This is a genomic window from Streptomyces sp. NPDC051183 (assembly GCF_040682455.1).
GTDB lineage: Bacteria > Actinomycetota > Actinomycetes > Streptomycetales > Streptomycetaceae > Streptomyces.
In genome coordinates this window covers 142,415-160,672 of record NZ_JBFBBA010000017.1, presented here as the reverse complement: position 1 = coordinate 160,672, position 18,258 = coordinate 142,415, and the positions used below count along the sequence as shown (strand labels likewise).

The 18,258-nt window shown below is 69.8% G+C and carries 19 protein-coding genes; all 19 read right to left on the bottom strand.

Translation table 11 applies throughout. From position 1 onward, the window contains the following. Positions 1 to 131 precede the first annotated feature (131 nt). Positions 132 to 1,544, bottom strand: coding sequence for a family 2B encapsulin nanocompartment shell protein (locus AB0M99_RS17640; protein ID WP_365921268.1), 1,413 nt, complete (start codon positions 1,542 to 1,544; stop codon positions 132 to 134). A gap of 415 nt (positions 1,545 to 1,959) precedes the next feature. Beyond that, the gene (locus tag AB0M99_RS17635) at positions 1,960 to 2,514 is read right to left on the bottom strand and encodes an adenine phosphoribosyltransferase (protein WP_365921266.1); all 555 of its coding nucleotides are present in this window, start codon (positions 2,512 to 2,514) and stop codon (positions 1,960 to 1,962) included. Between the two features lie 105 nt (positions 2,515 to 2,619). Next, positions 2,620 to 3,561: a leucine-rich repeat domain-containing protein gene (locus AB0M99_RS17630; protein WP_365921264.1), complete on the bottom strand. Its 942-nt coding sequence runs from the start codon at positions 3,559 to 3,561 to the stop codon at positions 2,620 to 2,622. A gap of 103 nt (positions 3,562 to 3,664) precedes the next feature. Then, complete coding sequence (locus tag AB0M99_RS17625) at positions 3,665 to 5,104, bottom strand: MFS transporter (RefSeq protein WP_365921262.1); 1,440 nt, start codon at positions 5,102 to 5,104, stop codon at positions 3,665 to 3,667. A 2-nt stretch (positions 5,105 to 5,106) separates the two neighbouring features. Beyond that, positions 5,107 to 5,937: a hypothetical protein gene (locus AB0M99_RS17620; RefSeq protein WP_365921260.1), complete on the bottom strand. Its 831-nt coding sequence runs from the start codon at positions 5,935 to 5,937 to the stop codon at positions 5,107 to 5,109. A 50-nt stretch (positions 5,938 to 5,987) separates the two neighbouring features. Further along, complete coding sequence (locus AB0M99_RS17615; protein ID WP_365921258.1) at positions 5,988 to 6,749, bottom strand: hypothetical protein; 762 nt, start codon at positions 6,747 to 6,749, stop codon at positions 5,988 to 5,990. A gap of 53 nt (positions 6,750 to 6,802) precedes the next feature. Continuing rightward, positions 6,803 to 7,576 carry an SDR family NAD(P)-dependent oxidoreductase gene (locus AB0M99_RS17610; protein ID WP_365921256.1) on the bottom strand — a complete coding sequence of 258 codons (774 nt, stop codon included), beginning with the start codon at positions 7,574 to 7,576 and terminating at the stop codon, positions 6,803 to 6,805. Between the two features lies 1 nt (position 7,577). After that, positions 7,578 to 8,156 carry a cupin domain-containing protein gene (locus AB0M99_RS17605; protein WP_365921254.1) on the bottom strand — a complete coding sequence of 193 codons (579 nt, stop codon included), beginning with the start codon at positions 8,154 to 8,156 and terminating at the stop codon, positions 7,578 to 7,580. Positions 8,157 to 8,212: 56 nt separating this feature from the next. Then, a complete protein-coding gene (locus AB0M99_RS17600) occupies positions 8,213 to 8,815 on the bottom strand; it encodes a histidine phosphatase family protein (RefSeq protein WP_365921252.1) in 603 nt (200 codons plus the stop codon). Between the two features lie 40 nt (positions 8,816 to 8,855). Then, positions 8,856 to 9,683: a hypothetical protein gene (locus tag AB0M99_RS17595; protein ID WP_365921250.1), complete on the bottom strand. Its 828-nt coding sequence runs from the start codon at positions 9,681 to 9,683 to the stop codon at positions 8,856 to 8,858. Positions 9,684 to 9,803: 120 nt separating this feature from the next. Further along, positions 9,804 to 10,643: an S-methyl-5'-thioadenosine phosphorylase gene (locus AB0M99_RS17590; protein ID WP_365921248.1), complete on the bottom strand. Its 840-nt coding sequence runs from the start codon at positions 10,641 to 10,643 to the stop codon at positions 9,804 to 9,806. 25 nt (positions 10,644 to 10,668) lie between these two features. Continuing rightward, positions 10,669 to 12,003: a cation:proton antiporter gene (locus tag AB0M99_RS17585; protein WP_365921246.1), complete on the bottom strand. Its 1,335-nt coding sequence runs from the start codon at positions 12,001 to 12,003 to the stop codon at positions 10,669 to 10,671. A 19-nt stretch (positions 12,004 to 12,022) separates the two neighbouring features. Continuing rightward, positions 12,023 to 12,982, bottom strand: a complete 960-nt coding sequence (locus tag AB0M99_RS17580; protein ID WP_365921244.1) for a Gfo/Idh/MocA family oxidoreductase — start codon at positions 12,980 to 12,982, stop codon at positions 12,023 to 12,025. Then, positions 12,973 to 13,827: a Cof-type HAD-IIB family hydrolase gene (locus AB0M99_RS17575; RefSeq protein ID WP_365921242.1), complete on the bottom strand. Its 855-nt coding sequence runs from the start codon at positions 13,825 to 13,827 to the stop codon at positions 12,973 to 12,975. Before AB0M99_RS17575 ends, AB0M99_RS17580 begins: the two co-directional genes overlap by 10 nt. An 8-nt stretch (positions 13,828 to 13,835) precedes the next feature. Continuing rightward, positions 13,836 to 15,050, bottom strand: coding sequence for an MFS transporter (locus tag AB0M99_RS17570; protein WP_365921284.1), 1,215 nt, complete (start codon positions 15,048 to 15,050; stop codon positions 13,836 to 13,838). 2 nt (positions 15,051 to 15,052) lie between these two features. Next, positions 15,053 to 15,493, bottom strand: coding sequence for a hypothetical protein (locus tag AB0M99_RS17565; protein ID WP_365921240.1), 441 nt, complete (start codon positions 15,491 to 15,493; stop codon positions 15,053 to 15,055). Continuing rightward, on the bottom strand, positions 15,466 to 16,632 hold the full coding sequence (locus AB0M99_RS17560) for a hypothetical protein (RefSeq protein WP_365921238.1): 1,167 nt from the start codon (positions 16,630 to 16,632) through the stop codon (positions 15,466 to 15,468). Before AB0M99_RS17560 ends, AB0M99_RS17565 begins: the two co-directional genes overlap by 28 nt. Before the next feature lie 130 nt (positions 16,633 to 16,762). Beyond that, on the bottom strand, positions 16,763 to 17,476 hold the full coding sequence (locus AB0M99_RS17555; RefSeq protein ID WP_365921236.1) for an SDR family NAD(P)-dependent oxidoreductase: 714 nt from the start codon (positions 17,474 to 17,476) through the stop codon (positions 16,763 to 16,765). Then, a complete protein-coding gene (locus AB0M99_RS17550; RefSeq protein ID WP_365921234.1) occupies positions 17,463 to 18,224 on the bottom strand; it encodes a phosphoribosylaminoimidazolesuccinocarboxamide synthase in 762 nt (253 codons plus the stop codon). The genes AB0M99_RS17555 and AB0M99_RS17550 overlap by 14 nt, the downstream gene beginning before the upstream one ends. Positions 18,225 to 18,258: the final 34 nt, after the last annotated feature.

The following is an 18,258-nucleotide window of genomic DNA, read 5'->3' as shown; positions in this document are numbered from 1 at the left end:
GCCCGGGTCGTCTGGTGCCGTGGATTGCAAGGCGGAGGAGGGAGCCACTGCGGAGCATTGGCGACTGACGACAACGCGGCAAGCCGCGGTGCCAGACGACCCGGGCCCGGCCATGATCCGCCAGACACCCCCTAGTCGCGCCTGCGGGCGATCTGTACGTTCTCCAGCACTCCGAGCGCGTCGGGCACCAGGACGGCGGCGGAGAAGTAGGTGGTGACCAGGTAGGAGATGATCGACCGCTCGTCGATGCCCATGAAGCGCACCGACAGGCCCGGCTCGTACTCCTCCGGCAGGCCGGTCTGGTGGAGGCCGATGACGCCCTGGTTGTCCTCGCCGGTACGCATGACGAGGATGGAGCTGGTGTTCTCCTTGCTGATGGGGATCTTGTTGCAGGGCAGGATCGGGACCCCGCGCCAGGCCGGGACCTGCTGCCCGCCGAGGTCGACGTGGTCCGGGTAGAGCCCGCGGGCGTTGAACTCGCGCCCGATCGCCGCGATCGCCTTGGGGTGGGCGAGGAAGAACTTGGACCCGCGGCGGCGGCAGAGCAGCTCGTCGAGGTCGTCCGGGGTGGGCGGGCCGGAGTGGGTCTGGATCCGCTGCTTGAAGGCGGCGTTGTGGAGCAGCCCGAACTCCGGGTTGTTGATGAGCTCGTGCTCCTGGCGCTCGCGCAGCGCCTCGATGGTGAGCCTGAGCTGCTCCTCGGTCTGGTTCATCGGCTCGTTGTAGAGGTCCGCGACCCTCGTGTGCACCCGCAGGACGGTCTGGGCGATGGAGAGTTCGTACTCGCGCGGCTTGAGCTCGTAGTCGACGAAGGTGCCGGGCAGCTGGGCTTCGCCGGTATGGCCGGCCGACATGGCGATCTCGGCCTCGCCGTGACGATTCTGCCGCTGGAGGGGCAGCGCGCCGAACTCCCGTACGTGGGCCTGGAGGTTCGGCGCCGCGGCCAGCACGGCGGCGAAGTCGGCGCGGGACAGGGTGAGCAGGGTGCCGGAGGTCTCGGCGGTGGCGGTGTAGTCCCAGCTGGCATCGGCGTCCAGCAGGGCGTTCTCGCCGAAGCGGTCGCCGTCGGCGAGCACGGCCACGGCGACCTCGTCGCCGTATTTGCCGACGGAGGTCTGGCTGATCCGGCCGTGGGCGATCAGGTGGATCTGCTCGGCGGCGGCGCCGCGCTCCACCAGCACCTCGCCGGCGCGGAAGTCGCGCTGGACGCACCGGTCGGCGAGCGCGATCAGTACGCCCTCGTCGTCGAAGCCCCGCAGCAGGGCCAGCTCGCCGAGCTCGCGGGGGATGACCCGGACGACTCCGCCGTCCTGGACGAAGTCGATGCGCCCGTCGCCGACGGTGTAGCTCAGCCGGCGGTTCACCCGGTAGGTGCCGCCCTTGGTCTCCACCCAGGGGAGCACCTTCAGCAGCCAGCGGGAGGTGATCTCCTGCATCTGCGGGGCGGACTTCGTCGTGGTGGCAAGGTTGCGCGCAGCCGCGGTTCCGAGGCTGGACTGCTGGGGCGGTTCCAGCTGCGATTCCGGGCTGGTGTCAACGGTCATCGGGGCGAGCTCTCCTTCGTAAGGGTGGTGGACGGCATGCGTGCGCGTCACCGGTGAAAGAGGAAATAAGAGGGCGAAATCATGGAATCCGGCAGATCCGGGGGAACATTAACCGCCCGTGCGCCCATTCGACCCAGGAAAACCTGTGACTGTACCTCGATGCAGTGATCTTGCCCCGCGGGGTGTTTGCCGAGTGACCGGCGAGATTCGGCCCTGTTCCGGAGCCCGGCCGGAGCGCTGAGCGGCCCTCCCCTCGGAAACGGAGCCTGATCCGGCCACGTCGGCCACCGGGCCGCGTAGGCCGGAGTTCAGAATCGATCGCCGCAGAAACGGCACAGCGCCCGCCGACCGGCACGGGAGGTGCGGTCGGCGGGCGCTGCCCGGACGGGTGTCGCGGTGCGGTGGCGCCGCTGCGTCAGACGGCGACGACCGCCTCCAGCGGGGCCCCGGCAAGGAGCGGCTGGAGGCGGTCGCGGCCTTCCAGGAAGCCCAGTTCCATGAGTACGCCGATGGCGACGACTTCCGCGCCGGCGTCACGGATCAGCCGGATGGACGCCGCCAGGGTGCCGCCCGTCGCCAGAACGTCGTCGATGACGAGGACACGACTGCCGGGCTCGAAAGCGTCGCGCTGCACCTCTACCTCGGCGCTGCCGTATTCCAGTTCGTACGACTGCGCCAGCGTCGCTCCCGGGAGCTTGCCGGCTTTGCGCACGGGGACGAATCCCAGCCCGGCTCTCAGGGCGATGGGTGCGGCCAGGATGAAGCCCCGGGCTTCCAGGCCGGCGACCGTGGTGGCCCCGTGGCGTACGGCGAGGTCGGCGAGCGCGTCCACGAGTTGCGAGAAGGCCTCGGCATCGGACAGCAGTGGGGTGATGTCCTTGAAGGTGACGCCTTGACGGGGGAAGTCGGGAACATCTCGTATGCGGCCGAGAAGTCGCTGCTGAAGGGAGAGCGTCTCATCAGCGGGCATGTCTAAGGGATCCACGGACGGAATACTTCCTTGGCTGGGTGGGATGGGTGCTCGGGTGCGAGGGCGACCCGGGGCAGTGCCGGCAGGCGCGGATACGCGGCCCGGTCACGTCAGGACGGCGCAGCCCCGCTGTTCGAGGGTGGAGATCCATTCGGGCAGCGGGTCGATGATGTTCCACCGCAGGTCGAGCTTCTCCAGGCGGGGAAGCCCGGCCAGCGCCGGTGGGAGCTCGTCCAGGCCGTTGTTCCGCAGGTCCAGGTGTGTCAGCTGGTCGAGCTGTCCGATCGACTCGGGCAGTCTGCGCAGCTCGTTGTTCCGCAGGTCGAGGATCCGCAGCCGGGAGAGCCGGCCAATCGACTCGGGCAGTGCCGTGACGTGGTTGTCCATCAGCCGCAGCTCGCGCAGATCACCGAGCTCGCCCGTCTCCTCCGGGAGCCCGGTCAGGGCGTTGCCCATGAGGTGCGCCTCCCGGAGGTCACGGAGGCCGCCGATCGAACGGGGCAGTTCCGCGAGGCGGTTGTTGTAGAGGCGCAGCTCGCGCAGCGAGCCGAGATTCCCGAACTGCTCCGGGAGCGAGGTCAGGAGGTTGTCGGTGATGTTCAGGTAGCGCAGGCGGTCCAGTCGGCAGAGCGAATCCGGAACCGACGTGAACTTGTTGTCGCTCAAGTAGAGATATTCGGTGAGACCCGACAAGTCGCCCAGGGACGACGGGAGTTCCGTGAGTTCGTTGTGACCCAGGTCGAGCGTGTGCAGGCGGCTCAGTTCACCGATCTCGGCGGGGACCGACGCAAGGCGGTTGTCGGCGAGGTTGAGGACGCGGATCTCGCGGAGCTTCCCGAGCCCCGGGGGCACGCTCGACAGATCGTTCTTGTACAGGCTCAGCACATTGAGCCCCGTGAATGCGAAGACCACGTCCGGCAGGCGGCTGAACTTGTTCCCGTCCAGGCGCAGTTCGGTGAGGCCAGAGAGCCTTCCCAGGTCCGCGGGCAGGTCTTCGAGGGAATTGAAGGAGAGGTCGAGCTTTGACAGCGTCTTCAGATCCGTCAAGGCTTCCGGTACCGCCTCGATCCCCTGCCGCCGTGCGGAAAGGGATACGGCATTGCCTGCCGTGTCATCCGTGACGGACGCCCATGAGTACGGGGACGGACCATTATCGACCACGAGGATCACCCTTCGGAGGGCCATTCGGAATTCCGGTGCGGGACAAGAGCGCGTAAACGGCCGCGACCGCGAAAGCCGCCACACAACCGAGCAGGAGGAAACCCTTCACGAACTGCTGGTCGGGCGACGAGGAACGCAGGACGATAACCAGAATTGCAAGGCCGACGCTGCCACCGAAGTACTGTACCATCGTGATCAACCCCGAGCCCACGCCCTGTTGTTGCTCGGGAATCGACGCGGTGCCCAGTGCAAAGGTCGCGGTGTACGCGATTCCCTGACCGATACCGCTTACCAGCAGACCGGGCAGGATCGCCCATGCGTACGGGATGTCCGCGGAAGCCGCCATCAGGACGAGCAATCCCGCCCCTCCCCCGCCGAATCCGATGGCGAAAGTGAGCCGTTCACCCAAGCTGCCCATCAGGCGCCCGGTGACGGCACTGCCGACGGGCGCCGCGGCGGCCAGGGGTATGAATGCCAGGCCCGCGGCAAGGGGCGTGTATCCCTTGTCCTCTTGGAGCACCAGGGTCAGCAGGTAGAACTCCGCACCGAAGCTCGCCATGAACAGCGCCGCCAGAAGGGTGGCCGTCGAGAAGCGGCGGTTGTGGAGCAGGGCGGGCGGGATCAGGCGTACCACCGCGCGTCGTTCGCGGTGCACGAGGAGCCCGATGCATGCCACCGCCAGCAGGAGCGGCACGAGGAAGGCGGCGCTCAGCCACCCGCCTTCGGAGGCACGGGTCATGCCGGTCGCGAGGAACAGGACGCCGAGCGTCACCAGGACCGCCCCGGCCCAGCCGACCGGCCCCCGTACCGGTGTCGCGGTGCGTTCGGCCCGGAAGACGAAGTGGGTCAGCAGCACCGCGGACAGCGCCAGCGGAACCGCGGACCAGAACGCCCAGCGCCAGGAGGCGGCATCGGTGACGACGCCCCCTCCGAGGACGCCCACGGTGAGTCCCGAGGCGCCGGTGGTGCTCCAGACCGCGAGTGCCCGTGTCCGTGCGCGCCCCAGCGGGAAGGTGCTCGTCAGCAGGGCCAGGGTGGACGGGGCGAGGGCCGCGGCGCCCAGCCCCTGCACCCCGCGTGCCACGAGGAGTTGGGCTGCGCTGTCGGCGAGGCCGGCCCCGAGGGAGGACACGGCGATCACCCACAGCGCACCGATCAGCATCCGCCGCGCGCCGAAGAGGTCCGCCATACGCCCGCACACGAGCAGGAATCCCGCGAAGGGGACGGCGTAGGCACTGACGACCCAGGGAAGCGCGGCGGAACCGAAGCGCAGTTCCTCGTCGATCGAGGGCAGCGCCACATATACGACGGAGTAGTCCAGGGCGATGAGCAACTGCGCGGTCGCCAGGACCACGAGAGCGCCTACCCCGGCAGGTGCGGTGGCGCCTGCCGCGGTCGACGACGCTCCCCGTTGCTCAGCGATACCCATGATCAGCCCCTTGAGATGCCCAACACGTCTGCGCCGCGCTGGTACTTGGATTCCAGGATGGACTCGATGCCGAAGCGTTCCCGAAGCGATTCGGTCAGCGCCTCGATGAGCTGGATGAGACGGGGATCGTGTGCGACCTCGTCGTCGATGTGCGGATACACCGGCAGTTCGATCTCGCTGTACGTCTTCCTCACCCGCTGCTCCTCGGGCAGGCGCAGGTCGTAGACCGTGACCCTGTCCATCGAGCAGCGCAGGGCGTCCCGCTTGTCCAGCCACACGAAGAAGGGGTGGCGGTACTGCTCCAGGCCGATCGTCGGAGCCAGGTCCTCGCCCGACACGCCGAACTTCTCCCGCAGGTGGACGCCGGGGTGCTCGATGTCCGTGCGGGCGAGCAGTCGCTTGACGGCGGCCACGGCCTCCGGGGACGAGGGGGCGCGCTGGATGTTGGCCTTGTCCTCGCCCTCGAAGACGTACCGGTGGTCGCGCCGTACGGCGTTCTCGTCCTCGGACAGCTTGAACGCGCAGAAGGCGTGGGTCTTGATGTTGCACGTGGTGCGCAGTACGGCGCCGGCCCGCAGGAGGCGGTAGTCCTCGGTGTCGTAGTAGATCCCGGTGTTGAGTCTGGGTTCGGTACGGGCGTAGCTCTTCTCGGCGATCTCCGCGCCGGGCACCAGCTCCCCGATCCGGGTGTGCATCTCGTCGAGCCAGGCGTAGTAGTCCTCGTCCGTGATGGTGTCGGAGAAGGCGAGTTTGACGCCCAGCTGGTTGAAGACCGCGAAGTCGCCGGTCCGGCTGTAGATGGGCTCTTCCGAGGGGATCTGAGGAGTGTGCATGGGGCTCCCGTCAGTGTGGGGGTGGGTGGAGGGGGTGGTGGCCTGCCGGCTCATGCGCGGTCGAGCACGATGCGCAGCTTCTCGGCGAGCTCCGCGGTGGAGAACATCTGGTTCTCCGTCGGGTCGTACTTCACGGAGTTGCTGAACACGCTCGCGTAGTTCTTCTGCCTGGGTCCGCGCAGTACGAGGGTGCAGGTCAGGTCCTCACGGGGCAGGATCACCCGGTGGATCTGGTCGAAGGTGAGGTCGTAGGACGTACCCGCCGGGATGCTGGGGCGGCTCGTGGGGAGCAGGGGCGAGTCGCCCACGTTGACGTAGAAGTTGCCCACGGTGGCGACGCTGTTGAGCTTCTCGGGGATGTACTGGAACTCGCCGAAGATGGTTCCGGTCGCATCCCGCACGAAGTTCTGCGAGGTGAGGGTGCCGGCCACGACGTGGGACCAGAAGCTGAAGCGGTGGTCGTGGATCTGCTCGTCCTCGGCCTCGGCGTCGGAGTAGGGCGGGTTCCACAGGTGGAGGGTCAGCCGGTAGCCGAGGTTGGTGCCGGAGTCCACCAGGACGATCTTGTCGAAGTGGTTGGTGTGCGGGTACGAGCGCTGCGCGATGGTGGCGAGCAGCTTCTCGTCGCCGACTATCTCGGTCAGCAGGGCCGAGAGGTTCTCGCCCGAACCGAGGGTGTGGACGAGTTCGAGGTTGGACCGCACCGTGGTCTCGCTGCGGTCGATCGGCAGGTCCGCGAGCTGTCGGCAGACCTCGTCGTAGGTGGGAGGTGCTCCCGTACGTCTGGAAGCGGGCGTGCTGAGGGTGCTCATGGGTGCGGCTCCTTGACTGTTGTGTGCCGTGGGGCCGGGCGTGGCCGGCCCGCCTACCAGGTGGGTGCGGAGGAGACTCCGCCGTCCACGACGAGGTCGTGACCACTGATCCATGACGCGAGCGGGGAAGCCAGGAACACACAGGCGTCCGCTACGTCCTGCGCCTTGCCGAGCCGCCCCAGTGGGGCGGCCTTCTGCCATCGCCGGACCCCTTCGGGCCATTCCTCGGGGAGTCCCGGCCGGTCGATCAGTCCGGGCGAGACGGTGTTCACCCGGATCCCCAGACGCCCGTATTCGAGCGCGGCGGTACGGGCGTGCATGATGAGGGCGGCTTTGGAAGCGCAGTAGTGGGCATGGTCGAGGGCCGGGTGGCGTCCCTCGATGGAGGCGATGTGGGTGATGCTCCCGCCTCCGTGGTCTGCCAGGACGGGGGCCGCTGCCTGGGTGCAGGTGAAGGCGCCCGCCAGGTTGGTGTCCAGTACCTGTCGCCACTCGGCGGTGGTCATGGCGGCCAGCTCTCGCACCGGCTGGATGCCGGCGCAGTTGACGAGCCCGGTGAGCCGTCCGGACCACTCGGCGCTGTCCGCCACCAGGCGACGGCACGCGGCCTCGTCGGTGAGGTCCGCGGACAGGGCGAGGGCCTGGTGGTCCCGGGCCGTCAGCTCCGCCGCGAGCTGCTGGGCCCGGCCCTTGCCGCTGTGTCCGTGGACGACCACGGCCGCACCGGCCTGTGCGAGGCGTCGGGCGATGGCACTGCCGATCCCACCGCTGGCGCCGGTGACCAGGACGCTCTGCCCGGTCAGGTCGGGCAGGCCGGCGCGGTCCATGTCAGCTCTCCTGCGAGGCGGTCGCGGGAGTGCGGGCGGGACGGCCGATCACGCCCTCGGAGCCGGCCGGGTGGCGCAGCGGGACGCCGGGCCGGCACAGCGCCTCGATGAGGTCGGCCGCCTCGGGGTACTGGGCGCCGAGCACCTGGGCGTCGCCGCCCTCGTAGTCCTCGGAGGTGAAGCCGGGCGCCATGGTGCAGCCGAAGAGCGCCCACTCGCCTCCGGACACCACCCGGCCGCCCATCCACGTACCGGCGGTGACCGTGTACTGGACGTGCTGGCCGCCCAGTACGTCCTGGCCCAGGACGACCACGCGGCTGCCGCCGTCCGGTTCGAGCAGCACCAGTTCGACCGGGTCGCCCAGGTAGAAGTGCCAGACCTCGTCGGTGGGGAGCCGGTGCATGGCCGAGAACTGGTTGTCCTCGGGCGAGAGGAGCACGGTGATCGCCGAGCCGGCGGGGCGCCCGTCGGGGCGGGGCGGGCCCGCCCACGTACGCGTGAACAGGCCCCCTTCCAGCGGCATGGGCCGCAGGCCGTAGAGGGTGGTGAGGTCTTCGGCCGTTGGCCGGGGTGCTTGCATGGCTTCCTTTCCGGGGGCCGGGTGCCGGGGGCCGGGGCCGGTGGTCGGTGCGGCCGTCAGGTGGTGCGCAGCGCGGGCGGCAGGTGGTCCAGGAGGTTGACGTGCACCACCCGCCACCGGCCATTGGTCCACTCGATCGCGTTGATGCCGCAGTTGTAGAGCTTGAGACAGAAGGCGTCGGTCTCCGCGATAGTGCGGAAGACCGTCTTGATCAGCCCGCCGTGCGTCACGGCGAGCACCGGCTGCCCCGTCTCCTCGGCCCGCCGGGTGAGTTCCGCCAGAGCGGTCCGCGCCTGCGCCCGGAAGTCGAGGTAGCGCTCGGAGAGCGGGACCTCGGGCCACGGTGCGAACGGCGCGGCCGCTCTGGGGAGTTCGGAGACGACGTGGAACGCGGCCTCCTTGAGGGTGGGCTGTACGTCCGCGGGCGGTCCGAGGGGGTCGCAGAGGTACTCGGCCGTCTCACGGGCCCGCTTCAGCGGGCTGGTCACCACGCTGCCGACGGTCAGCCGGGTGGTGGCGTCGAGCGCCGCGTCCCCGGCGAACCACTGCCCCAGGTGCTTGGCCTGGTCGTGCCCGAGCGGGCTGAGACTGGTGTCCCAGTCCTCGCTGGGGCTGAGCTGCCACTGCGACTGGCCGTGGCGCACGAGATAGATCTTCACAGGTTGTCCTCCACGGCTGCCCTCTGCCATTCCGTCCGGTTCAGCGGCCGCCCATGCCCAGGGCCGTAGCCGAGCGCTGGTACTTGATGTCGGAGGTGACCTTGGTGTCGAAGCGCGCGCACAGGTCCTCGGAGAGCACGTTGAACAGCTCCACCACGCGGGGGTCCTGGGCGATCTCCGGCTCGATGCGCGGGTAGATGGCCAGTTCGACCTCGGAGACGGGGCGCTCGACCCGCTCGCTCTCGGGCAGCCGCAGGTTGGACACGGTGGCCCGGTCGATGCTGCACCGCAGCGCGTCCCGCTTGTCCAGCCAGACGAAGAAGGTGTAGCGGAGGTCGTCGAGCTTGACGGTCGGGATCAGCTCGGTGCGCGGGATCCCGTACGTCTCCTCCAGGTGCAGACCCGGGTGGTCGATGTCGGTGCGGGCGAGCAGCCGCTGGACGACGGCGACGGCTTCCGGGGAGTCGGGAGCGGCCTGGATGGTGGCCTTCTCCTCGCCGTCGAAGACGTGGCGGTGGTCGCGGCGGACGTGGTTCTCGTCCTGGGCAGCCTTGAAGGCGCAGAAGGCGTGCGTGATCTTGTTGCAGGAGGTGCGCAGCAGCGCGCCGGTCTGCAGGATCCGGTAGTCCTCGGTGTCGTAGTAGATCGCGGTGTTGAGCGGGGGCGCCTGGCGGGCGTTCTCCTTCTCCACGATCTGTGCGCCGGGGACGCGGTCGCCGATGGTGGCGATCATGTCGTCGAGCCACCGGTAGTAGTCCTCGTTGCTGACCTCGTCCATCTCGATCTTCAGGGCGAGCTGGTTGAAGACCACGGAGTCGCCGCTGCGGCTGTAGACGGACTCGTTCTCGGGCATCTTGGGGCTGATCATGTGAGTGCGCATCCTTCGGTTGGTGGGCGGCCGGCTGTGGCCGCGCCGACAGGGGGTCGGGCTGGGGTCGATCAGAGGTCGATCAGAGGTTGATCAAGGGCCGGGCGTAGAAGTCGGCCGTCAGGGCAGTTCGATGCCGGTGTCGACGCCGTCGAGGACACGGCTGCACAGGCAGTCCCGCTCGACGGGCAGGGCCTTGAGCGCGTTGGCCAGGACGGGGCGCAGGCGGTCGATGTTCTGGCCGAAGACCTTGAGGACGTCCTCGTGGGTGACGCCCTCGCCGACCTCGACGCCCGCGTCGTGGTCGGTGACGAGCGCGACGGAGGTGTAGCACAGGCCCAGTTCCCTCGCGAGCGGTGCCTCCGGGAAGCCGGTCATGCCGACGACCGACCAGCCCTGCTCGGAGTACCAGCGGGACTCGGCGCGGGTCGAGAACCGGGGGCCCTGGATGACGACGAGGGTTCCTCCGTCCTCGGCCTCCTCCCAGCCCTCCTCGCGCGCGGCGGTCATCACGACGGCACGGCCCGTCGGGCAGTACGGGTCGGCCGTGGGGGTGTGCACGACCTTCGGGGTCTGGCCGTCGGGGCGCTGGTAGCCGTCGAAGAACGTCTGGTCACGGCCGTACGTGCGGTCCACGAACTGGTCGGGCACGACGAGCGTGCCGGGGCCCAGCTCCCTGCGGAGGCTGCCGACCGCGCACGGGGCGATGATCTGGCGGGCGCCGGCCGCCCGCAGGGCCCAGAGGTTGGCCCGGTAGTTGATCCGGTGCGGCGGCACCGAGTGCTCCCGGCCGTGGCGCGGCAGGAACGCCACCTTGCGGCCGGCGAGTTCCCCGATCATCAGGGAGTCGCTGGGCTTCCCGTACGGGGTGTCGACGGCCACCTCGGTGATGTCGTCGAGGAACGAGTAGAAGCCGGATCCGCCGATCACACCGATTTCGACGTCGGACAGCTGGGTCATGTTGTGCCTCTTTCTGGCTACGGGCTCAGTGCTTGGAAACCGTTGCGTGTGGTGCTTCTCGGGAGCCGTGCTCCTCTTCCTCCGCGGACCGTCCGGGGGCGGGGGGCAGCAGTTCCTTGCCCTGCGCCACGACCCTGCCGAGCCAGTAGCCGGCGATCTGCGAGGAGATGATCGAGAGCAGGACCAGCGCGGTGAAGAAGCTCTCGTTGATGATGTGGGCGCCGAAGGCGACGGACGCGAGGACGATGCCGGGACCGCCGCGTGCGTTCATCGCGACGGCGAGGTTGGTCGCCGCCGGGTGGGACTCCCCCGCCGCCCGGGCCCCGAGCCATACGCTGGAGAACTTGACCGCGCAGGCCAGCAGGAAGAACCAGCAGAAGAACCACGGGTCGAAGTGCCGGACCAGGTCGAGCTTCACGCCGACGATGGCGAAGTAGATCGGGACGAACAGGCCCATCGAGACGTGCCGCAGGGTCTCCTGGGACTCCTTGGCCCGGGCCCCGGTGTCGCCTGCGGTGCACATGCCGGCGACCAGGGCGCCGAAGATCGGGTCGATGCCCAGTCCGGTGCAGGCGGCGCACAGCAGGAACACCACGACCAGCCGGAACGCCAGCGGGCTGCGCTGCTCCAGTACGTTGCCCCGGGACCTCGCCAGACCGCTGAAGGACCGCGGGCCCAGCCACAGCAGCAGGCCGAGGAAGACCAGCGGGACGACGGTGAAGTAGACGACGGCCACCGGCAGCGAGTCCACGTCGATCCAGGCCCACAGTCCGAAGCCGTCGCCGGCGTGTGCCTGGGCCACGCCGAGGACGATCGCCAGGATGACGTAGAGGAGGATGTCCTCGATCACGGCCACGGCGAGCACGATCCTGGCGAACAGCGACTGGAGGATGCCCAGGTCCATCATGATGCGGGAGATGACGGGCACGCTGGTGACGGCCACGGCCATGCCGAAGATGAGGGCGAGGGTCGTCGGCGAGCCGTTCGGGCCGATGAGGTCGTCGGTGTCCACGACGGTGGCGATGGCCACACCGAATCCGAAGGGCAGGACGAGTCCGGAGACGGTGACGAACCCGATGGTCCGCTGTCCCTTGTTGCGGCGGCTGGCCCGGAGTTCGGTGCCCGTCAGGTAGACGAGCAGCAGCAGACCGATCTGGTAGAAGGCACCCAGCACATGGCCGGTGGCCCCGTCGGTCGGCAGGAGCCAGCGCTGGGCGTCCGGGGCGATCTGGCCCAGCACGGTCGGACCGAGCAGCAGCCCGCCGAGGATCTCCCCGATGACCTGGGGCTGACGGATGCGGGCGAACAGGTAGCCGCCCAGATGTGCTGCGACCAGGAGCGCGATGAGCGCGAGGAGCACATGGGCTACCTCAACGGTCTTAAGAGACAAGGCCTTTCCGCCTTTCCGTTGCACTGGCTGCCAGCGCCGCGTCCGCCAGCGTCAGGGCGGCGAGTCCGTCGTCGAAGCCGGGCACCAGACGGACGCCGCTGTCCAGATCGCGGGCGAGGCGGCGATACGGGTTCATGGGGTGCGCTCCGAAGAGTTTCTGTGCGTCACGCGCCCCCGTGGTCAGGGTGAACAGCCCGGATCCGTCGGCGGTGTTCACCCTGACGTGGAACGCTCCGCGCTCTCCGTGGGCGGTGACGAGGAGCTGCGGCCGGGCCGCGCTTCTGCGCGACACCATGACCCGGGCCCGGGTCGGAGCACCGATGGTGCGCAGTTCGGCCTGGGCGATGTCGTCGAGTCCCCCTGGCGGGGTCCAGGCGGACGACACCTCCCAGAAGCCCGTACCCGTGAGCCACGGCACCAGGTCGAAGGCGTGCGTGCCCAGTCCGGCGAGGGCGCTGTCGCCGCCGGCGCCGCCGTCCGTCCGGGTGTCGTCGTGGAGTTCGACGTCGATGGCGAGGAGTTCGCCCACGGCGCCTTGGGCAAGGGCCTGCCTGGCGTGCTGCAGTGCCGGGTTCTCCCGCAGCTGGAAGGCCACGAGGGCGCGGGCGTCCCGGGCATGTGCCAGTTCGGCCAGCTCCAGCGCCGACTGCCGGCTGGCGGCCAGCGGAGCCTCGCACATCACGAGGAGTCCGCGGTTCAGCGCCTCGGACACGAGCTCGTCGCGGCTGTGCGTCGGGGTGGCGATGGCCACGGCGTCGATCCGGCCGTCGCGTATCAAGGACAGGGCGTCCGTGGTCACTTCGGCGTCGGGGTGGTGTGCCCGTACCACTTCGGCGGCGGCTTCGGTGTTCTGGGCACAGGCCACCGCGGTCACGGAGAACTCGGGGCACTGGGCGATCCACCGCGCGTGGACGCTGCCCCGTCCGGTTCCGACAATTGCTATGTCCACGGGCGTTCCTCAACTAGGCGTGCTGTTCGGTGTGATGTGCTTCCGCGCTCGGGCGGGGTGCGGCGCGGCTGCGCCAGCAGGTCCTCCAGCCAGCGGGCCACGCCGTCCTCGTCGTTCGAGAGAGTGGTTTCGTCCGCCGCCGCGAGTACGTCGGGGTGGGCGTTGGCCATGGCCACGGACCGGCCTGCCCAGCGGAGCATGGGAAGGTCGTTGGGCATGTCGCCGAAGGCGACGACCTGTTCGGCGGACAGCTCCAGCTGGACGGCCAGCAGGTCGAGGGTGGTGGCCTTGGTGACGCCGGTGCGGGTGATCTCGCAGAACGCCGGGGTGGACACCGTCACCGTGCACCGGCCGGGCAGGGCTTCGGCCACGGCACGGTAGTAGTCGTGGGCCGATCCCCCGGTCTGGACGATGAGTTTCGACAGGCCCCGCCCGTCGAGTTCCTCCTCCATCGACCGGACCCGCCGGGCCTCGCCGGCCAGGGCGGGGTCGAGGTCGAATCCGGGTTCCAGGAGCAGGTCGGGCCATCGCTCGCAGCCCAGCCGGACGCCGGGGAACCGGCGGCGGAGCACCGCGATCACCTCGGCGGCGACGTCCTGTGCCATGGGGTGGTGGTTCACGACGGCTTCGCGGGCGTAGTCGTAGGAGATGGCTCCGTTGCTGCACACCGCGATGGCCATGTGGCCGAGGGCCTCCGCGATGGGCCGTACGTCGCGCACGGGCCGTGCGCTGGCCATCACGAAGGTGTGGCCGGCCTTCTGCACCGCCTGAACGGCGGCCCGGGTGCGCTCGGAGATCCCGCCCGTGGAGTCGAGCAGCGTGCCGTCGAGATCGGACACGATCATCAGGGGCTTCACAGCGACGTCGACTCCCTGCTGAGGGGGGCACGGCCACCGGGCCGGCTCGCGCCGCGCCGGAACAGCTCGGCCGAGGCGTACGCGATCGCTCCGGCCACGCTGAGGACGAGGAAGGAGGCCCAGATCCCGATGTGCTGTTCGGCGGTTCCCGCGGTCGAGGTGCCCAGGGCGTTGCCGGTGAGGACGGCGGTCACCATCCAGGCGAACGCCTCGGTGGCGGTGCCCGGCGGTGCGACCTCGCCGATGATCGAGAACCCGCAGGTCAGCAGCGGGGCCAGGAAGAGGCCGGCGCAGAAGACCAGTACACCGACGATGACCGGGTGCGGGACCAGGACCAGCGGCAGGTAGCACAGGAACATGCCGAGCAGCAGGAGGGTCAGCTGCTTCGAGGTGTCGGCCCGCCACTGGCGGGCTCCGTAGTAGAGGCCGCCGACGAGGGCGCCGGCCGCGTTGATGCCCAGCAGGATGCCGGACAGGCCCTCGCTGCCGACGTGCTCCTGGTAGGCGATGGTCGCGATGTTGAGCGCGCCCAGGCTCACGCCGACGAAGGCCAGGCTGACGAGCAGTTGCCGCAGCCGGACGGAGCGCAGGGCGCCGGCCCAGTCGGGGGTCCGGGGCTCGGCCCGCCAGCGCCGTACGGGCTCGGGGACGATGTAGGCCAGGGTGCCGGCCATCATCGCGGCGGTGGTGACGACGAGGGCGACGGACGGGTCGGCGATCGAGGTCAGCAGGACGACCAGGAGCGGCCCCGTGACGAAGACGACCTCTTGGAGCGAGGCATCGAGCGCGTAGGCGGCGCCGATGGCCCGCTGGTCCTTGAGGACGCTGGGCCACAGCGTTCGCAGGCAGGGTTCCAGGGGCGGCGAGAAGAGCCCGGCGACGACGACGGCCGCCGCGGCCGTGCTCACGCTGCTGTCACCGAACCACACCAGCGCCAGGAAGCCGATGCCCGAGACGACGGCGCTGACGGACAGGACGACGACCTGTCCGAAGCGGTCCACTGCCCGGCCGAGGAGCGGTCCGCCGACGGCCATGGAAAGGCCGTAGAGCGCGGTGACGGTTCCGACCGTGCCGAATCCCAGTCCCTGGGAGCGCAGGAACAGCGCGATGGCCAGGGGGGCCATGCCGTTGGGAAGGCGGCCGAGGAGGTTGGAGGTGAGCAGGTACTTGGCGTGCGGTGGGCTGAGGCAGTCCCGGTAGGCGGTCAGCATGGTCAACGACTGTCTCCGGGCGTCGGTGCGGGGGTGGGGAGCAAGGTGAGTTCGACCTCGGCGATCTCGGTGTCGCCGAAGGAGATGCGGACGTGTGCCGTCCCGCCGAGTTGTTGGGCGGGTACGCCGTCCGCGAGGTGGAGCCACAGCTGCGCGGCATCGACGTCGAGGGCGATCCCGTTCCTGGGCGGCCTCCTGACCGATACGGCGTACGCGGCCAGGGCGTCGGCCACCCGGTCGGGCAGCGCCATGATGTCCACGTCGATGGCGCTGCCGTTCCCGTCGAGCACGACGGTGGCGGGCAGGGCGACCTCTTCGTGGTGTACGAGGGGTGCGGTGGCTCCGTAGCCGACCAGCAGGCGGCGGCGTGCCGCGTCCCAGTCGACCTTGGGCGTGGGGGTACGGCCCGTCTTGGTCATGCCGACCGCCCGTACGTCTCGCACCAGATCCAGGCGATCTCCTCGCACTGGTCGGGAGAGAGCTGGCGCACGCCCGACGGGTGCGGCCGGCTCGCCAGTTCCCGGATGCACAGGTACAGCTCGCAGCACAGGAGGTCGTGCAGCCGTCCCACGATCCGCTCGTCGACGTGGCTCGGGGCGAATCCGGTCATCAGGTACAGCGGTTTGTCCTCGAACCGGCAGACGGTCGTGCCGCCTTCGAACTGTTCCACGCGGGTCAGCGCCCCGAAGGTGCCGTCGCGGTGTGGGTCGGACAGGAGGAAGCCCTCGGTGAGCACCACCGTCTCGGGCCTGAGCAGGCGCAGGGCCGCCGGGTCCACCGGCAGGTCCCCGTACAGGTCGATCACCACGTCCGCGCTGCTGAGCAGCTCGGCGCGGTCCGTGACCCGGTAGCCGGCCAGGACGGCGGCGCAGGTGGAAATGGGGTCCGGGTCGCGCACGCTCACTTCGGCGCCGAGCACGCGCAGTGCGGCGGCCACGGCCGTGTGCCGCTCCCCGTACCCCAGGATCACCACGGTGCAGTCGGAGAGCGAGCGGGCCAGGTCCCGGCGCAGCCGGGTCTCCAGGGTCTGCGCTATGGCGTACCCCGCGGGGGCGTTGACCAGGGAGTCCAGTGCGCTGCCGGCGGTGGTGAAGACCGGCAGGCGCAGCTGGACGGGGTCCTGGGTCTGCCGGGGGATGCCGCACTGCGCGCTCCACACCGCGCCGCGTGCCCCCTGCTCGGCGAGCAGTCCGGCCCCCTCCTCGGAGAGCAGGTGGCCCGGGCCCTGGATCACGACGGGCGCCGAGGCGCGGCGCGTGAGCCTGCCCGTGTACTCGGCGGCGGTGCGCACGAGGTCCCGGGGGTGGTCGGGGGTGAGCACCAGGACGTCGCTGATGTGCGCGGCGGCGGCCATCGACTGCTCGTGGCCGGGTGTGGTGATCACGGCACTGACGTCGAGGGCGTCGGCGAGCACCTGGAGGTAGGCCACCGTTCCGGGGCCCACCTCGCCCGTGACGACCAGGCAGGCCCCGTCTGCCGGGAAGGCCTCGACGACCTTGCTCAGGGCGGGGAGTTGCGGTTGGCGCGTGCCCGTACCGAGGTCCACGGAGGAGCGGGTGCCGACCGGGGTGGCCCGGGCCATCTGCGAGGGCTTCCCCGGGGTGGCAGGGCGTCCTAAGTAGAGGGCTGTCTGGGAATCCGGCCTTTGAATCACTGTGGTGTCCTTCGTCCTGTACCCGGCTTCCCGGGCGCGTGGTTCGCCTTCGTGGTTCTCACACGTGCTGGAGACGGGCGATTCCGGAGATCTCAGGAACGGGCAGCTGTGCGGGGCGGATCTCTATGTCGCCGATGACCAGGTCGGACGGCTGGTCCTGTACGAGGGCGCCGACGCAGCGGGCGACGGACTCGGTGGCCATCTTGTAGGGGGTTTCGTCCCCGTCCTCGTTGGCGATGGCGCCGGGGCTGACCAGGGTGGCTCGCACCCCGTGTGCCCGTTCCTCCAGCAGCAGCGTCTCCACGAGGGCCTTCAGGGCGCCCTTGGTGGCGCTGTAGGAGGCTCCGCCCTCGAAGAACCTGGTTCCGGCGTGGCTCCCGATGATCACGAAGCTGCCCCGTGCGGCCCGGACCGCCGCGAGCGAGGCCCGTACGATGCGGAACACCGAGGTGAGGTTGACCGCCACGGCCCGGTCCCAGTCCGCCGGGTCCATCTCGGCGAGGGTCGCGAAGGTGCGGTCCACCGCGTTGGTGACGCAGACGTCGAGCCGTCCGAAGCGGGTGAGCACCTGGCCGACCGCGCCGTCCACCGCTGCCGGGTCGGCGAGGTCGCACTGGATCTCGTACAGCCAGTCCTCGCCGAGGAGGGTGCGGTTGAGCGCGGCCACCCGGTAGCCGCGGCGGTGCAGTTCCCGGGCGATGGCGAGCCCGGTCCCCCGGTTCGCCCCGCTGACCAGGGCGACCGGGGCACCGGTGGGTTCAGCCGATTTCATCGAGCAGCCTCTGCCATGCGGTGACGAGTTCCTTCGGGGAGGCGCCGTGACGGAAGAGGTCCTTGTCCAGGGACGAGCCGTCGGGGTGGCGCAGCCGCATGCAGTCGGGCGACACCTCGGAGATCAGTACCGGCTCGCCCTGCGGGTCGAGCCCGAGGATGAGGCAGAAGTCCCAGACCTCCAGGGGGGCGAGCCAGGTGACGAGGGTGTCGTTGACGGCGAGGGCGATCCGCCGGAACTCGTCGACGGGGAGGTCCAGGGCGCGCAGGTAGTCCTCTCCGATCGGCTGGTCCTCGGGGTCGATCCGGTAGTCGAACTTCACGACCGGCCTGGGCAGGACGGAGTTCGCCGTGAAGAGCCCGGGGTATTTCACCAGCGTGGAGCCGATCGCCCGGTTCTTGACGATCACCTCGAAGGGCGGCGCCTCGTGGAACTCGGACAGGTAGACGGTCGGTGCCAGCCGGCGGACGAATCCGCTCCGGATGCCGTCCTTGGCCAGCCGCGCGGCGGCACGCTCGTAGAAGTCGAGACGCAACGGGCCGGTGTCCTCGACGAGTTCGTCGCGGCTGTAGGTGTAACTGCGCAGGCTCGGTATCAGCTCGACCACGCACAGGCCTCCGGGGAGCAGCCAGATGCGCTTGCTGCGCCCTTCGATGTCCGGCGTGCCCGCGGCGCGGACGGCGAGCAGCTCCGCGTCGCTCAGGGCGAGGGTCGCGGCGCGGTCCGCCGCAGACGACGAGTCTTCCATGGAGAGGGCCTTTCGTGGTGATGTTCTACGGGGG

What these genes read in the sequence shown, in the direction of transcription:
- AB0M99_RS17570 (WP_365921284.1), bottom strand. Translation starts at nt 15,050, where the DNA reads ATGCTGACCGCCTACCGGGACTGCCTCAGCCCACCGCACGCCAAGTAC.
- AB0M99_RS17590 (WP_365921248.1), bottom strand. Translation starts at nt 10,643, where the DNA reads ATGACCCAGCTGTCCGACGTCGAAATCGGTGTGATCGGCGGATCCGGC.
- AB0M99_RS17550 (WP_365921234.1), bottom strand. Translation starts at nt 18,224, where the DNA reads ATGGAAGACTCGTCGTCTGCGGCGGACCGCGCCGCGACCCTCGCCCTG.
- AB0M99_RS17605 (WP_365921254.1), bottom strand. Translation starts at nt 8,156, where the DNA reads ATGCAAGCACCCCGGCCAACGGCCGAAGACCTCACCACCCTCTACGGC.
- AB0M99_RS17560 (WP_365921238.1), bottom strand. Translation starts at nt 16,632, where the DNA reads ATGGCCCGGGCCACCCCGGTCGGCACCCGCTCCTCCGTGGACCTCGGT.
- AB0M99_RS17555 (WP_365921236.1), bottom strand. Translation starts at nt 17,476, where the DNA reads ATGAAATCGGCTGAACCCACCGGTGCCCCGGTCGCCCTGGTCAGCGGG.
- AB0M99_RS17615 (WP_365921258.1), bottom strand. Translation starts at nt 6,749, where the DNA reads ATGAGCACCCTCAGCACGCCCGCTTCCAGACGTACGGGAGCACCTCCC.
- AB0M99_RS17640 (WP_365921268.1), bottom strand. Translation starts at nt 1,544, where the DNA reads ATGACCGTTGACACCAGCCCGGAATCGCAGCTGGAACCGCCCCAGCAG.
- AB0M99_RS17620 (WP_365921260.1), bottom strand. Translation starts at nt 5,937, where the DNA reads ATGCACACTCCTCAGATCCCCTCGGAAGAGCCCATCTACAGCCGGACC.
- AB0M99_RS17575 (WP_365921242.1), bottom strand. Translation starts at nt 13,827, where the DNA reads ATGATCGTGTCCGATCTCGACGGCACGCTGCTCGACTCCACGGGCGGG.
- AB0M99_RS17625 (WP_365921262.1), bottom strand. Translation starts at nt 5,104, where the DNA reads ATGGGTATCGCTGAGCAACGGGGAGCGTCGTCGACCGCGGCAGGCGCC.
- AB0M99_RS17635 (WP_365921266.1), bottom strand. Translation starts at nt 2,514, where the DNA reads ATGCCCGCTGATGAGACGCTCTCCCTTCAGCAGCGACTTCTCGGCCGC.
- AB0M99_RS17595 (WP_365921250.1), bottom strand. Translation starts at nt 9,683, where the DNA reads ATGATCAGCCCCAAGATGCCCGAGAACGAGTCCGTCTACAGCCGCAGC.
- AB0M99_RS17610 (WP_365921256.1), bottom strand. Translation starts at nt 7,576, where the DNA reads ATGGACCGCGCCGGCCTGCCCGACCTGACCGGGCAGAGCGTCCTGGTC.